At 35.4% G+C, this 16,072-nt stretch carries 11 protein-coding genes; all 11 read right to left on the bottom strand.

Going from position 1 to position 16,072, the window contains the following annotated elements:
- Positions 1 to 159 precede the first annotated feature (159 nt).
- The 11 genes from BN986_RS02950 to BN986_RS02900 all read right to left on the bottom strand — a co-directional run bounded on the left by BN986_RS02950 (position 160) and on the right by BN986_RS02900 (position 15,574).
- Positions 160 to 3,330 carry a hypothetical protein gene (locus BN986_RS02950; protein ID WP_040978143.1) on the bottom strand — a complete coding sequence of 1,057 codons (3,171 nt, stop codon included), beginning with the start codon at positions 3,328 to 3,330 and terminating at the stop codon, positions 160 to 162.
- Between the two features lie 64 nt (positions 3,331 to 3,394).
- Entirely contained in the window at positions 3,395 to 4,396 is a 1,002-nt protein-coding gene (locus BN986_RS02945; RefSeq protein WP_040978142.1) for a LacI family DNA-binding transcriptional regulator, read from the bottom strand.
- Between the two features lie 43 nt (positions 4,397 to 4,439).
- Positions 4,440 to 5,282 carry a carbohydrate ABC transporter permease gene (locus tag BN986_RS02940; protein WP_040978141.1) on the bottom strand — a complete coding sequence of 281 codons (843 nt, stop codon included), beginning with the start codon at positions 5,280 to 5,282 and terminating at the stop codon, positions 4,440 to 4,442.
- Entirely contained in the window at positions 5,279 to 6,163 is an 885-nt protein-coding gene (locus BN986_RS02935; protein WP_081922144.1) for a carbohydrate ABC transporter permease, read from the bottom strand. The genes BN986_RS02940 and BN986_RS02935 overlap by 4 nt, the downstream gene beginning before the upstream one ends.
- Positions 6,164 to 6,296: 133 nt before the next feature.
- Positions 6,297 to 7,571 (bottom strand): ABC transporter substrate-binding protein, encoded by a 1,275-nt coding sequence (locus BN986_RS02930; RefSeq protein ID WP_040978139.1) that lies wholly within the window; start codon positions 7,569 to 7,571, stop codon positions 6,297 to 6,299.
- 333 nt (positions 7,572 to 7,904) lie between these two features.
- Positions 7,905 to 8,495: a YesL family protein gene (locus BN986_RS25640; RefSeq protein ID WP_052400600.1), complete on the bottom strand. Its 591-nt coding sequence runs from the start codon at positions 8,493 to 8,495 to the stop codon at positions 7,905 to 7,907.
- 756 nt (positions 8,496 to 9,251) lie between these two features.
- On the bottom strand, positions 9,252 to 10,295 hold the full coding sequence (locus tag BN986_RS02920; RefSeq protein ID WP_040978138.1) for a ribonucleotide-diphosphate reductase subunit beta: 1,044 nt from the start codon (positions 10,293 to 10,295) through the stop codon (positions 9,252 to 9,254).
- The gene (locus BN986_RS02915) at positions 10,276 to 10,722 is read right to left on the bottom strand and encodes a flavodoxin (protein WP_040978137.1); all 447 of its coding nucleotides are present in this window, start codon (positions 10,720 to 10,722) and stop codon (positions 10,276 to 10,278) included. Before BN986_RS02915 ends, BN986_RS02920 begins: the two co-directional genes overlap by 20 nt.
- Complete coding sequence (locus BN986_RS02910; protein WP_040978136.1) at positions 10,707 to 12,935, bottom strand: ribonucleoside-diphosphate reductase subunit alpha; 2,229 nt, start codon at positions 12,933 to 12,935, stop codon at positions 10,707 to 10,709. The genes BN986_RS02915 and BN986_RS02910 overlap by 16 nt, the downstream gene beginning before the upstream one ends.
- Before the next feature lie 936 nt (positions 12,936 to 13,871).
- Complete coding sequence (locus BN986_RS02905) at positions 13,872 to 14,396, bottom strand: hypothetical protein (RefSeq protein ID WP_040978135.1); 525 nt, start codon at positions 14,394 to 14,396, stop codon at positions 13,872 to 13,874.
- Positions 14,397 to 14,407: 11 nt separating this feature from the next.
- Positions 14,408 to 15,574 carry a ParM/StbA family protein gene (locus BN986_RS02900; protein WP_040978134.1) on the bottom strand — a complete coding sequence of 389 codons (1,167 nt, stop codon included), beginning with the start codon at positions 15,572 to 15,574 and terminating at the stop codon, positions 14,408 to 14,410.
- Between the last annotated feature and the right edge of the window lie 498 nt (positions 15,575 to 16,072).

The following is a 16,072-nucleotide window of genomic DNA, read 5'->3' as shown; positions in this document are numbered from 1 at the left end:
GTTAAAATTTTTTTTAAAATTATTAAAGTAATGCTCGATTGCTTAAGAAAGAGGAATGTTAACATGATTTAAACGATACTACGATTAAAAACAGTTAATCTGGTAAAAGTCATCTATTTAAAAAATAAAGTATTTATTATTCGATCTTTATTTACGTTGTTACTTCAATTTCACGATTATTTTCGCAACAGTAAGATTTCGAATGTCACGTGCTAATGGACCGATAACTTCCGCCTCGGAAACTTCATATTTCTTACCATCTTTATAAATAATGATATAACCAACGGGCACAACTCCGTCTTCTCCAAAGCTGTCACAACGCCTATCGTTATGATAAGTTACTTCTATACAACCAAAAAGCATAAATGAAACAGTACCATCCTCCCTAAAAAGCCAACTTGGTAGTACAGGTTCTAACCGAAAATGGAGCAAATCATTCTCTTTATCATACATAAAAGGTTGTTTCCCAATAAACATTAAAACCCACATATTTAAAAATTCTATCGTTGAACCACTTAGCCGAGCTACATAACCCTTTCCATGGATAGAAGCATCCGGATTTGCACTACTGGCTATAAATGATACATTCTCTAAAATACTTCGACCATACTTCTCAGGATCCATAAACGGTACGAGGGCGGACCTGATATCATTAAAAAATGCGTTGAATAATCCTTTATTTAATAATTCCAACAAATATTTATATTCCATATGCATAAATACAGATTCATTCTCTAACCAGCCTGGTGTGAAAAATTTAGCTCTTCCAAGTTCAACGGTTTCTTCAGAAATGGGCATACTCGTTTTATACATTCCCAGTTTTTCATCGAAAATAGGGGATCGTCGAACAGCATCATAAATACTTTTAGCTTCCTCTAATCGATCACTTAATTTTAATTTTTTAACGATTCCCTCTAAAAATGGCGTTACGGCATATGGCTTACATTCATTTATCTGACCTAGATTGTCACTATCTGTTTTTATTTCAAAATAAAAGTATGTTGGTATCAATTCTTGGTCCTGATACATTTCTACACGCTCTATTCCATCATCTACTTGCTGTTGATACGCTGCTAACATCTTCATGACAGTTTCCATTGATAATTCTAGATTATATCCGCTAATACCATCTTTTATGGAAGATCGATATGTTTCTCTTAATCGACTAACTTCATTCCAGTATTTTAATTGTCCTTGTTTACTTTTTTTATCTGATTGACGAATTTGTGTTTCCAAACCTGCTATCAATGGATATACTTCTTCAGGAAGTTTGACTTTTTCTTCAGGTAATGTAGAAAGATGCTGTAGCTGTTTTAAAAGCCGCTTTAATTCATAAAGTTCTGATGTACTCGCACCGAACATACCCGGTAATCCATTTAAAGCATCATTCCATCCTGGTTTTCCAGCTTCCATTTCTATCCCTAATCCTAACGGTGCAATGGTAGAAGTTTTAATGGCAGCTAGTAAAAACAGTTTAGAAAATAAGTTTGTTTCATAAACGTTTCCTTCACCAAAATTACTTCGAACCCATTGACCTTCCCTTTCTTCTTGTTGTTTTCCCTCATCAATGTGGACAGCATTGGATTGACGTAGCTTCCCTTCTTTTTGTATATATTTTTTTGCTCTTGGTTGGACATATGCTGGACTGTCAAAAAATCGATAGCACATATCAAAAAATACGTTTTTTGTTTTATCTGGATAAATTGCTAAATAGCTATCTAGAAGGTCTAAGTTATATGTCCAATGATCAATCCAAAATCCTTCTCCGTGTTCTGCTTCTAATGATTCTTCACTGTTTGACAGTATCTCCGTTAAAAATGTTTCAAAAGAGATAGCCAGTGAGATAGAATGATCCTGTACAAACTTTAAAATGTCTCCCGGAGCAAATGACTCACGAAATAGCTCAGATAATTTCTTGTTCTGAGCTTTAGATAAACCATACTTACTAAAATCCATATTATTATTTAACTTATACTGTACTTCTTTAATAAAAAGTGGATTATAGCCATCCAGTTGAAGTAAGTTAACAAAATGCTTGATATTATAATCTTTGAGTTTCGGGTTAAAGATGACATCCAAACGACGATTTTGATTGATATCACGATAGTTTCCATTACCTTGAGAATAAAAACTCGGGCTTATGGAGAAAAAATTATAATCCCGCTCTAAGTCACCATGTTTTCGAGAATAAAGATAAAATATGTGATTCTTTTTTTTATTTTGAAAAACCATCGGAAAACCACCACGTAGGCCATTATCTAAATAGTTTTGGTTCACATAAGCATCAAATAAAGGTTCAGCAGTTTTCGTTGTTACTACACTGGTGAGATTATCCGTTATTGTTTTAGCTATATTTTTATATTCAAAGACTTTCTCGTATCGAAAATTTTCATGAATAAATTGCTTTATTGTTTCGCGATTCTCACCATAACCGATTAAAGAAACAATACGAAGTTTATCCCCTGATGCAAGCTTGGCAGGTAAGAGGGTAAATCCTCCTGATACTTTATTTGTAGGCACTTGTTTATGCTCTGTTAGTGAAGATACCGCTTCCATATGAAAAGCATCCGGATATTGTAGCGTAAGATCCTTTCCAAAAATTAAAGCACGGTCATAGAAAGGTTTTACGATTTTTTCTTTCCCATTTAAAATAGCTAAGCTACTATAAAAATTTCCATCATAGGTTTTCGAAACATTTGCATTATCTTCCGTACTCCCACGTAAATGATAAAAATTAAACTGATTATCAATCGTTTCTACATCAAACCAGCTTTTCAACGTATTACTTATTTCTTTATAAGTAGAATTCGATAAGCCACTAGGCAAAACTGTTGCCAATCCATCAACGATTTCCAGTTCCTTTTCCTCGTGATCTATATTTTCTAAGGTAACTTCTCTCACAAGCCCTGCGAGAGGAGCTTGGGGCAGCGTAAAATATTCCACAGTTAAAACGAGCCCACGATTTTTATTATCATATTTAAGTTGTAAATGATTCTCGTTTATCGTTAGCTCTTCGCTTACGGTTTCATTATCACGACGAAACGAAAATGGCTCAAAAACAGCATCTCCTTCTTTTGTACGTAACTTAATAAATGTTCGAAACCCCTGGATCGGAACCATTTGATAGGCTTTATCTGCCGGAAAAAATTCCGTGATCATAGAATTTTTATCTCGTATACCAAACCCTGCCATAGCCTGGCCACGATTTACGTAAAAGGCCCAAAGTGGTATTCCGCTCTTCCCAGCAATACCTGGCAGAAAACTTGAAAAAGGATGAAATCTTTGAAAACCTTCCATAACAAATGCATTATTATCCATTAATCTATACATTAGAACACCACCTTTTTAACACACTCATGCTCCAAACCATTTATAAGCTTCTCACCTTATCATGTTAAGACTCTCTTATGATTAACTCAGAATCAATTAAAACAGGCGCTATTTTTTTATCACTCGCTATTAAATCATGCAAAATATTTGCAGCCAGCTTCCCTAATCTACCTTTATATTGTTTTACCGTTGAAAGTTTAGGACTACTATATCGACAGGCATTAATATCATCACAGCCAATTATTCTCATATCATGAGGAACCTGAAGCCCCACTTCTTCTATTGCCTTTAACGCACCAAAAGCCATCAAATCAGAAATAGCAAAAACAGCTTTAGGGTGCGTTGGTTGATCTAAAATCTTTCTCATCGCAAGATAACCACTTTCTTCATAATAATCTCCATATTGCATCCAATTAGGCTCTATTTCCATTCCTAGTTGCTTCATTGCATTCTCAAAGCCTGTTTTCCTGTTTCTAGCTACTGTAGAATTACGCAATCCCCCAATATATCCGATATCTCTTACCCCATCCAAATACAATTGATGCACAACATTGGTAGAAAGTTGTATATTATCCGTCATCACATAACTAACTCTAGGTCCACTTAATTCAATATCGATCCCCACACATGGTATTCCACTTTCAACTAATTCTTGGATACTTTCTTCAATTTCATCTCCGGCAATAATCACACAGCCCTCCACATGATAATATCTGCACCTAGCAAGATAACTTCCATTATCATGTCCAAAGCTTTCATCTGAAAACATGATAATATCATAACCCATCATACCGATCGCTTTTTTAAAAGAACTAACTACTTCACTAAAAAATGGGTGATTAAAATCAACATTAATTTTACCCGCATATATTAAAGCAATTAGCTTCGATTTCTTCGTTGAAAGTGTTCTAGCTGTATAAGTAGGTTGATATTTATTTTCCTTAATTGCGTCCAATACTCTCTTTTTGGTTTCTTCACTAACCCCACTATAATTATTCATTACTTTCGAAACCGTTGCTGGTGAGACACCAGCTATCTCAGCTATATTTTTTATTGTAAGTTTCATGGAATCTCCTCAATATTCTATAAAAGTTTATCCTCGGTTATTTTTAAGATTTTACAGCTCCCTCTGTAATGCTCGCTATAAATAATTTGTTAAATAAGAGGAAAATAATAACCAATGGAATCGTAGCCCAAAATACACCTGACATTAACATACCATAATCCACTTTAAATGTATTATTCAACGAAGCTAAGGCCACTTGTATCGTATACATTTCCGGATCACGCAATACGGTAAACTGCCATAAAAACTCTCCCCACACTGATGTAAATACAATAATACCCAACGTTGCAAAAGCTGGAAGTATAATCGGTAGCACGATTTTCCAATAAATCTTAAAATTAGAGGCTCCATCTAATTTCGCTGCTTCAATCAATTCATCTGTAATCGATCCACTAATATATTGTCTCATTAAAAATATTCCTAATGGATTAAGAAAAGATAGAATCATAACCCCTTGCAAGGTATCTAACAATCCTGCCTTTGCGATTAAAAAATATTGAGGAATTAATCCTAGCTGGGGCGGTATAATCATCGTTAATAAAATCGCAATGAAAAGTATATTTTTCCCTGGGAATTTAAATTTCGCGAATGCAAAACCTGCTAACGAACTGATTAATAGTACTACGATCGTAACAACGACACACAGAACAAATGAATTCCACATTGCTCCAAAAAAATCAATTTGCTGCAATACCTTCTGGAAATTTTCGACTAACATGTTTCCAGGGGTAAGTGTAGGAGGAATAGAATTATAAGCCGCACTAGGACGGGTAGCCATCACAAACATCCAATAAAACGGAAAAATGGATAAAAGAGATGCAAGAGACAAGAAACCATACATTAAAATCTTCCCAAATGAGAATTTCTTGGAACCTACTTCCTTCATTTACCTACACCTCTTTTCTTTTTTCTTCCGATTCCTGATGTCAGATATAAATTTATTGCTGCTAGAACGGCAATAAAAATAACTAAGATAACCGCTGTTGCAGACGCTGTTCCAAAAGACTGTAATCTAAATGCATCTCGATATAAATACATGACAATTGTCATCGCTTCACTTCTTGTAAAAGCATTCTGTCCCAAAAACACGGTAGGCTCCGAAAATAATTGTAACGCTCCTACCGTAGAGAAAAAGACGGTTAAAAGGATAAATGGTTTTAACAGTGGCATCGTAATATACCTTAATTGTTGAAATTTACTTGCCCCGTCTATTCTGGCTGCTTCATACAAATCCCCAGGGATACTTTGTAAGCCTGCAAGATAAATAATTGTATTGTAGCCAATCCATCTCCAAAAAACCATTAAAGAGATGGCAATTTTCGTCCCCCATTCAGAGGTACCCCAGTTTATTGGATCAAATCCAAATAATCCCAATAGATAATTCGCCATTGACGAATCTTGATTACTGAATAAAACGCTAAATACAAGGGCAACAGCTACCATTGATGTAATATAAGGCATAAAAATCGTTACGCGATAAAATTGTTTAAACCGTAAAAACACTTGATTTAGCAAAAATGCTAAAAGTATCCCAACAACCAATTGAGGAGCTGTACCTAATAGTCCCATAACGATTGTATTGTAGACAGATTTCCAAAATAGAGAATCTGTCAAAACAATTTTAAAGTTATTTAATCCTACAAATTCCATCGGTGAAAATCCATTCCATTGCTGAAAAGCTAAATAAAGACTAAACAGTATGGGAAATAAACCAACTAAAAAGAAAATAATAAAAAATGGTGACACGTATAGATATCCTGAGATCATATCTTTTTTTTCTTCCGATAGATATCTTTTATTTATTTTCTTTTTATAAGAGCCCACGCTTTCACCCCATTTCTTATCAACACATGGATATGGTATGAAGTACCATATCCATGCTAATTATGTTCTTCTTCATTTAACGGCTAACTAGATCCTCAGCTCGTTGGATTGCTGCTTCCCACTCTTCCTCTGGATCTGCACCTTCTTGTACATTTATTAATGCTGTTAAAATTTCATTGTTTACAGAGACATAATTTTCTCCTTTATAAACTGCCTCCGTAATATCATTCGCTGCTTCACCAAATACAACAGATGTGACTTGCCCATCGAAAAATTCATCTTCATTGGTTTTAAAGTCTTCCATTTCATATACTTCCGGTGCTGATGGAAATAGTCCATGACTCTTGAATGATTCCAATTGATTTTCAGCAGAGGTCAACCACTCGATAAATTGGTATGCCTCATCTGCATGTTCCGTTTCTGCAGGAATTGTAAGAAATGACCCACCCCAGTTCGCAGAAAATTCCGTTGGTAAAAGGGTAACTTGAAATAATCCAGAAGCATCTGGTGCATTTCCTTCCATCCAGCCTTTCAACCAACCAGGGCCTAATTCAGCAGCAAAATCACCGTTATTTACTGCATTTGCCCATTCCGGACTCCACATTTCGAAATTGCCAACCAGCCCTTCTTCATTTAACTCAACTGCATAATCATATGCTTTTTTTACCTGACTTCCTTCTTGGTTAACAATTAATTCACCTTCTGGATTCAAATGGGTTTCTGGTGCTACATCTAAATAAGCCCTATATGCCATTTCCATACTATCTAAAAATGGTTTATCTGTTTCTTCTTTTACAGTTATAGCAGCTTCCTTCAATGCTTCTGGAGAATCAATCAAACTAGCTACTTCTTCCGGCTCCGTTGGTAACCCAGCGTCCTCGAATACATCCGTCCGATAATACAAAGCTTTCGGACCTATATCCGTAGGTAATCCAAACATAAAATCTCCTTCTACATTTAGCCCCGTGTTCCAAGCCCAATCTTGATACTGGTCTTGAACTCCTTCTGCATCATGATCAAATAAATTAACAAAACGATCTTGAGCTTGCTTAAAACGATCTAACTGATCCACTTCGATCATAGCAATATCTGGCGCTCCAGTTCCTGCCGATATTGCTGTAAATAGTGCATCGTGATGATCCGCATTTTCCGATGTTTTCAATTTAATGTCCACATTCGGATTTTCTTCTTCATATTCTTTTATCAATTCATCATAACCTGTAGCGCCAAACGTCCAAAAATTTAATGTAACCGAACCATCATCAGAACCTGACTTTGCATTGTTACTACTACAAGCAGCAAGGAAAAATACTAGACCTAGAATAACGGACAAAGATAGGACTCGTTTCATTTTTCTACCTCCATATTTATTATTTATTTTCTTTAGAACAAACCTTTGGAACTGCCTAGTAACTATTGCCCCCTTTAGATGTTTTATATACTTTATGTGTCTAAACAGATTGATGATGGAAACCGGTTTCGAAAACACATTAATAGAAAGCGGTTTCAAAATTATTATATTCGTTAATAACCAAAAATACAACTAATTTTTTTAAATATACTCAAAAACAACGGAAACCGGTTTCTATTATTTACTTATTCTCACAAATTTAGGAACACATCATGTTTCAGTAATAAGATGGAAGAGGAGAGTCAATAGACATATTGAGTTAGTTGATCTTGGCTAATCAAGTTCATAAAACACTTTCATACTGATCACCATCTGCATAAATGCTAAGGGAACAACCCCAAAAACAAGCAATAAACCAGGTAGTTTTAATATCAGCAAAAAAAGTATTAAAACGGATATTACTTGGATCACCATGCCTTTTAAAGATGAAAAACCAGCCTTTAAAACGACCAAAAATAATTCATAGACAGCTAACCTATAATGAACAATAGCTGGAAACAAATAACCCCAGCTAATAAATAATAGAATAGACATTAATATGATAGCAGTATACATTATTATCTGAATTTGCTCAAGATAATAAGGCGTATAAATAAAATTCACAATAACTGTGAAAGTCAAGATAGTCAAAAACCAGCCTAGTATATTAGATATTTTAAAGTTTTCCTTGTAATATTGTTTAAACAACATAGGAATCGATTTCGATTCTCCATTTAGGAGCCAGTTTCTGATCACGGCAAATACTGCTGCTGTAGATGGGAAGATTCCGAGTATAATAAAACCTTTGAATATATATATCAACCAGAACATATGCAAGCTGAGTATTTCAAAAATCCAATTCGTTAGCTTAACCATTTTAGACATACTCCTCTACTCCTATTTTAAGTTTTATCACGGAGAACGCCCGTAAAACTCCCGCCTCAAAATAAAGAGCGAAAATAAATTTATTTAGGCGGGAGATAACGGGCGCTAACTCCCTGAATCACTAAGGCTAATTCAGTGAAAGAATGAAGAAAGCAGACTAAGTTCGCAACGTCCTGGGACTGGGGCTGGAACTGCGATTACTCGTCCCATCGAAAACCATTGCGATTACTCGCCTCACCGAAGAGCTTTTGCGATTACTCGTCCCACCGTAAAGAGTTGTGCGTCGAAAAACTCCCACTGAATGAAGTTTCGTTTTATAAATATTTTTGCTCTCCACAAAAAATGGGTGATTTAGTTAGCTACTAATTATAGAAAGCGCTTTCCTAATTGATTATATGTTTTTGTTTTTATTTAGTCAATAACGGTTATTTCCAACCCATTAACTTTTATTTTTAGGGCTAATACCGCCTATTTTCTCTATCAATTATTCACGAAGAGAAGATTTCACAATTTGTAATGCAAGAACAAAAGCGCAGAGCGCCTGTTTAAAAACGTAGAGATTGGAGCGGTGCAACTGAGATAAAGGAAACACGGTGAGGTGACGAACCGATGTTGACTTATCGTAGGGCGCGACGTGAAATCTCCTAGTTTTTGGCGCTCGGAGCTGGACGTGGCTGTTTTACTATAAATAGTTATCCACAAGGCAATAATTCTATAATTTCCTATGCAATAAAAAAAGCGCCAAAAGCGCTTTTTTTACAAGTCATCAAAACCATTTAAATCACTAGTTTTTGTATATTGACGTGATTTCTGTTCAAAGAAATCCGTTTTTGTCCCATCCACATTATCCACATATGCACGAATCCATTTCATAGGATTATCCACATGTTCTGGATAAAGTTCTTCTAATCCCATCATACGCAGCATTTTATTGGCACGGTATTTGATATAGCCGTCAAGCTCATCCATATCAATTCCTTCCACACCCGCAAGTGCATAATGTGACCATTCTAATTCCAATTCAACAGACTGATGGAAATGGTCATAAATCCATTGAATGAATTCTTTATTATTATACTCCGGATTCTCAGCTAATGTTGCACGGAACAATTCTGTAATAAAGCGGCCGTGCTCCAATTCATCACGGTTGATATAGCTGATCATCGTGGAGGTCCCTACCATTTTGTTCTGTCTCGCCAAATTATAGAAAAAAGCAAATCCAGAATAGAAAAACATTCCTTCTAACAGAGAAGTATATACTAATGTTTTAAGGATATTTTCTATGGTCGGGTTTTCCACAAACGTGTTATATTGCTCTGTTAACAGTTCATTCCGTTTCATCAATAATTCATCTGTTCTTCCTAATTGGAATGATTCATTCTGTTCATTCCAGGAAACGACAGAGGATAGTACATAAGAATAACTTTCATTATGCACTGCTTCCTGTTGCGCGATAACTGCCATAATCGATTGGACAGAAGCATCTGTTGCATAGAGTGAAATTAACAATGCTGTTCTTGTTTGCGGTGCATCTAATGTGGATAACAGCCCAATTATTTTCAAATACGCATCCTGCTCTTCTTCTGACAGGGTGGGAAACTGCTTTACATCACTAGACATATTTATTTCATCGGCCTGCCAATAATTACCGACAAGTCGTTTATATATTTTATACCAATGTGGGTAAGCAATATCATTCCAATTTAGAATGCCACTTGATTGGCCTCCAAATACGCCCGTTGACTTATTTGGAAAACGCGGTTCTAACGTTTTAGCACGTTCAAGCGTAACTTTTTGCATGATTCAGCACTCCTTCTAACCACTGTTCAATCTTATTCTCCTGTGATCCACGCGGCGATTGTTCGATTTTTAGAGCCGGATAACGGCTTCCATAAAAATGTGCTAATTTATCTGCAGCTTTGCAAAACAAATCATCCCCGCCAAATTGTGTATCACCAGTTCCGAAAATAACCATATTTCCAGGTTTATATCCTACTTCTAAAACAAAATCCTTTACCTCATCTGGTGTAGCTCCTCTTTCCCAAGTGAAGGTACCCAAAAATACAAGGTCATAATCAGCAGGATCGTTGAGCGCATCGATGCCGATTCGATGCCACTCAACAGTTATCCCTTCTTTATTTAAATAATCCCCAATATACGCAGCAACTTCTTCTGTATTACCGCTGTAGCTTAAATACGCAATGAGAATCCTCAACTTTGACACCACTCACACTCTTCGACATCGTTGGATGTAGAACGGACATAATACGTCGTTTTCAATCCTTCATTCCATGCCTGTAAGTGTAAGTCGAGTAATACAGATGCGCGAATTGTATTTGGTACATAAATATTAAATGATAAGCTTTGATCAATATGACGCTGGCGTTTTGCATTCTGACTGACAGAATAACGCTGGTCGACAATATATGCAGAACGACGATAAATATTATACGTGTTATGATCTAAAGCCGGCGCTGTGACAGGTATTTTAAAATCCTTCTTTTCTTCATGATAGAACACTTGGAAAATTGGATCGATACTTGCTGTCGAACCTGCAATCATCGCAGTTGTAGAGTTCGGTGCAACAGCCATTAAATAACCATTACGGATACCATTCTCTTTGACTTCTTCTTTTAATGCAGTCCATTTAGAGTCTGTATAGCCTTTTTGGTCAAAATAAGCACCTGTGCTCCATTTACTTCCTTCATAAACAGAATAAGCACCTTTTTCTTTACTTAACTCCATACTGCTTTTAATCGTTAAATAAGCGATATTTTCGTAAAGTTCATCCGCATATTGAACAGCTTCTTCTGTCTCCCAGCCGATGCCTTTTAGCGCAAGAAGGTGATGCCATCCAAACGTTCCAAGACCAATAGCACGGTATTTTTGATTTGTAATGGTTGCTTGCATAATCGGCAGCGTATTAATATCAATCACATTATCCAGCATTCTTACTTGAATTGGAATCAGACGCTCTAATACATCATTAGAAACAGCTCTTCCAAGATTGACCGAACTCAAATTACAAACCACATAGTCTCCAGCCTGATATTTTCTTACAATGGTATTTTCGCTTTCTAAAAACTCTTCAACAAATTCAGTCGGTGACTGATTTTGTGTGATTTCTGTACACAGGTTCGAGCAATAAATCAAACCTTCATGTGAATTTGCATTTTGACGGTTTACTTCATCACGGTAGAACATGAAAGGCGTGCCAGATTCTAACTGAGAACGCATCAAACGCTTCATAATTTCAATCGCCGGTACTTTTTCTTTTGATAAATCTTCATTTGCGACACATTCTTCGTATTTTTGACGCCATGAACCATTTCCTTTTTCTTCATCATAAAAGTCCTCTAGAGAATAGCCCATTACCTGACGTACTTCATGCGGATCAAATAAATACCAATCGCCGCGGTTTTCAACCTGTTCCATAAAGTAGTCCGGCAAGCATACACCTGTAAAGATGTCATGAGCACGCATGCGGTCATCCCCATTATTCAGTTTTAGATCAAGGAATGATTCAATATCACGATGCCAAACATCTAAATAAATCGCAATTGCACCTTTGCGTGTGCCCAGCTGATCCACGCTGACCGCTGTATTGTTTAACTGTTTAATCCATGGCACAACACCGCTGGACATTCCCTGGAATCCTTTAATCGAGCTTCCTCTTGCACGAATTTTCCCCATATAAACACCGATTCCGCCACCATTTTTAGAAAGCTTGGCAATATCGGTATTGCTGTCGTAAATTGCCTGCAGGCTGTCATCTACTGTATCAATAAAACAACTGGAAAGCTGGCCATGTGTTTTTCCGGCATTGGTTAAGGTTGGTGTTGCTACAGTCATATATAAATTGCTTAGAGCCCAATATGCTTCTTGAATATATTCCAACCGTTTGTTTTTGGGTTCATCTTGCATTAAGTGCATCGCGATAATTAACCAGCGCTCCTGAGGCAGCTCATATACACGCTTCTGGTGATCTGTTGCTAAATAACGCGTTGCAATCGTATAAATGCCTAAATAGTTAAATAACAAATCTCTTTCCGATACAATTAAGCTACCGATTTGATCAATTTCTTCTTTTGTATACTTTTCCAAGAATGATGTTGTATAGATTCCTTCATCTGTTAACACTTTAATTAAATGATAGAAAGAACCATATTTTTCACTTTCCTCGTAGCCACGGTTCGCAGCAGCTTCTTTATATAAATTCCCCACGTAAATGCGTGCAGCTGCATACGTCCAATCAGGGTTTGCTTCATCTATATTTTCGAGAGCGGTTTGAATAATTGTATCATTTACCTTCTTGCCGGAAGTAACACCCTCTGTTTGCTTTTCTGCCTTTTGAAACCAAGCATCAGCATCTACTTTTAAGCCTTCTGATGCATTATTAATTTTCTCTTGAATAGATGTTGGATTAATAATAATGGTCATTTTTAAGCCTCCTGTAATCAAATATATCTATCTAAATTGAAATTAATATTAATAGCTACCGCTACAGAAAAACACTACGCTTTCCGTGGGCTTAAGCTCAGTCTCCTCGAAAAAAAGAAATTCGTTTTTTTCTGCGGGGTCTTCTCTCCGCGCTTTTCCACAGGAGTTTCCGTGTTTTTCTTCCACTAGTTACTGTTTTCAATTATCATTTCTTCATTTTTATAAGAAAACAAAAGTGTAATTTCTTACTTCAATTTATCTATCTTATTAAAATCAATTATTTATACATATTATTAACAAATACATACCATCAAATAATTTTGCTGCTTATTTACCCAAAATAATAAGCGTCTTGCGAAGTAAATTTGCTGTTGAATGATATTATTAAAAGCAATCTATTATCCATACTATATATAGTAGATTACTCCATTTTAAATACAATCTGTTGGTGGAACACACTAGGTTCACAGTAGGTTTCACCATTTCAGCAATTAGGAATTTATCTCGTCAAGACACAATATGTAGTGTTAAACATTTTCCTTTTTGGCTATATCTTGTATTAAACACTATCATAGTTTATTCAACTACGCAAGATTTTAATTCAAGATAGTCTGTTTTAACTAGAAGCTATTTTCATCCTGGAAATAACCGAATTTCTGCTTTATCAACTTATATAATAAAGATAAATAACTGAATCATTAACGTTATTTTTTATTAAACTCAAGTTCTCATTATAGCTTAATTTAATAGAAATAAAAGTATTTAGTAACGATTTTTTAGGGTGTTTTTTTATCCACAATCCACCTTGTGGATAGCTAGTGGATAACTAAAAAGTTATTCAATACATTTCCACAGAATTATCCCCAAAGATATATAAGTTGAAATAATTATTTTATAATAAAACAAAGCAGCCCCAGATGGAAACTGCTTTGTTTTTTATTTATTCATACTTGAAAAGAAGTCACCTAATGGATCTAATTCTTCTTCGTCCTCATCGTCTTCTTCAGAAGTATGAATGATTAAATCATCTGCATTTAAATCATCCATATTCCAATTTTCTGAAGGGCTTTCTTGCTTTTGTTCTGAGCTATTATCGCTTTGTTCTTCTATATCTTTAAATATACTATCCGAATTACCGTTCATAGATGTTAATAACGCCGTTGCCCGCATTGGGTCTGATAGTAATTGATACAGAATTGTTCCAATCAAGGCTTCTGAGTGTTCATGCTTTAACCAACTTTTTTGTTCCTTTGTCAGTTGTCTTGGAAGAGGGATGGTAACCGTCTCCCTCTCCATTACACTCATTTCATTTACACCCTTCAAAACGAAGCTTGCAATTTTGCTGGAGAAATTTCTCCGTTCCGTTTCCTTCAATTGCTGCAGTTGTCTTAGGAGGTATTCAGGAGTATCTGAAGGAATTCGAAATGTGATTGTTTGTCCTCTTTCGATATTCTTTCCCATAGGATCTCACCTTACTTCGCTTTCGTAGTCTTCTCTTCCTTCTCAACCTTTTCATTCTTCTGTACAAAATCAGTAACTAGCTTATAATACGCATTCGCCATCATCCAGATGCTTTCACTCTCATCTTCAAAGAATTCAATATTATAGCCATCCAATTTATTGTTTATCGCTTTAATGTAATCTTTTAAAACTGCTGAGCCGCCACCGACAAAATAGCAAATCTCTGTTTGTGAATTTTTACTCCATACATTCCGCAGATAGCGATATTCTTTCTTGGCAAGCTCCAATAGAATATGATCCGTTATATCATGAACATTCGTACGACTTCCTTTTACCATAATATGATTACGATCATTTTTTCTCGTAATAATATCTACAACATCTCTTCTACTATCCAGCTCTACACCGTGTTTCGACCTAATTTCTTCACGAATTTGTTCCAACGATTCAGAAACACCGATATTAAACCCTTGGGCTTTATCGTCATCCACATTTCTATTACGAATAACAGCAATATCTGTGGATAACCCGCCGATATCTTGAATTAAAATTTGCTTGTCAATTAATTCCTTGTTGATAACTTTTAAGTCATTATCCATAATTAAATTGACATATGCAGCAAAACCTTCCGGGTATACTTTTACTTCATCAAATTTAATATTTATTTTCTTTCCCTGGTGCTTTGGAGTGACTAAAAATTCTACTTGGTGTACAGATCCTAACAAACGGGAACGATAACCGACATCTTTACCTTCTTTAACTTCTCTAAGCGGTAATCCAGTACCAAGTGTATAAAGAGCATCGTAGACACCATTCTTTTCTTTAAAAACTTCACTGGATACAGCATCTAATGCTAAAGAAGCAAATAGCATCACTAATGTCTGATCTTCCTCTGACTTACTGCTTCCCGGATCTAACTCTGTGGAGTTTGTTGTTTTTGTAGCCAAGTTTCCTACTCTATATACAACGTTATTTTCAGATAAAGCTGGAGAGTGAATACGTATATGAATATTATCGAGTACTTCCTTCGTATCTAATTCTTCAATTCCAATTACTGGTCTATCTTCTAAATCAGGTGCTACCACATTCGGTATGTAGTATTCATTTTCCAATTTCCCAAAATTTCCTTTTAAGGCGTCATTTCCAACATCAATTGCTGCAATTCTAGATTTTGTCATTTTCATTCTCCCTTCGAATTTACATTTCTTCTATATAATAAAACAAAAAATGGATAACAATCTATCAACGTTTCCATTTAATAATAGCTATCTTTTTCGATAAACTATAACTCTAGCATAAACATATCTGTGTATTTTCTCAAGTGTTTCAGCAAAATGTTTACATGTTTGTGTTTTTGTATACTTTCAAAAACGTTGTCAAAACAGTTTTTACACTTTTATGTACACAAGTAAACAAATTTGTAATCAACGTACACAATAAAGTTTACTTGTGTACATAAAACGAAACTTCACACAGTGGGAGTTAGCTCACCTGATCTCCCGCCTAAATAAATTTATTTTCACGCTTTATTTTGAGGCAAGAGTTTTACGGACGGTTCTCCGTGATAAAAGTATTTTTTTTCTTTTTTCGACATAATCTTTTTCACTTATTTCTATTAAAAGTACAAAATAAAAGGTTGTTAAAAATTATAATATTCTATAAAATATGTTTTAAAC

The organism is Oceanobacillus jeddahensis (genome assembly GCF_000750635.1).
GTDB classification, from domain to species: domain Bacteria; phylum Bacillota; class Bacilli; order Bacillales; family Amphibacillaceae; genus Oceanobacillus; species Oceanobacillus jeddahense.
This window is presented reverse-complemented; position numbering and strand designations above follow the sequence as displayed.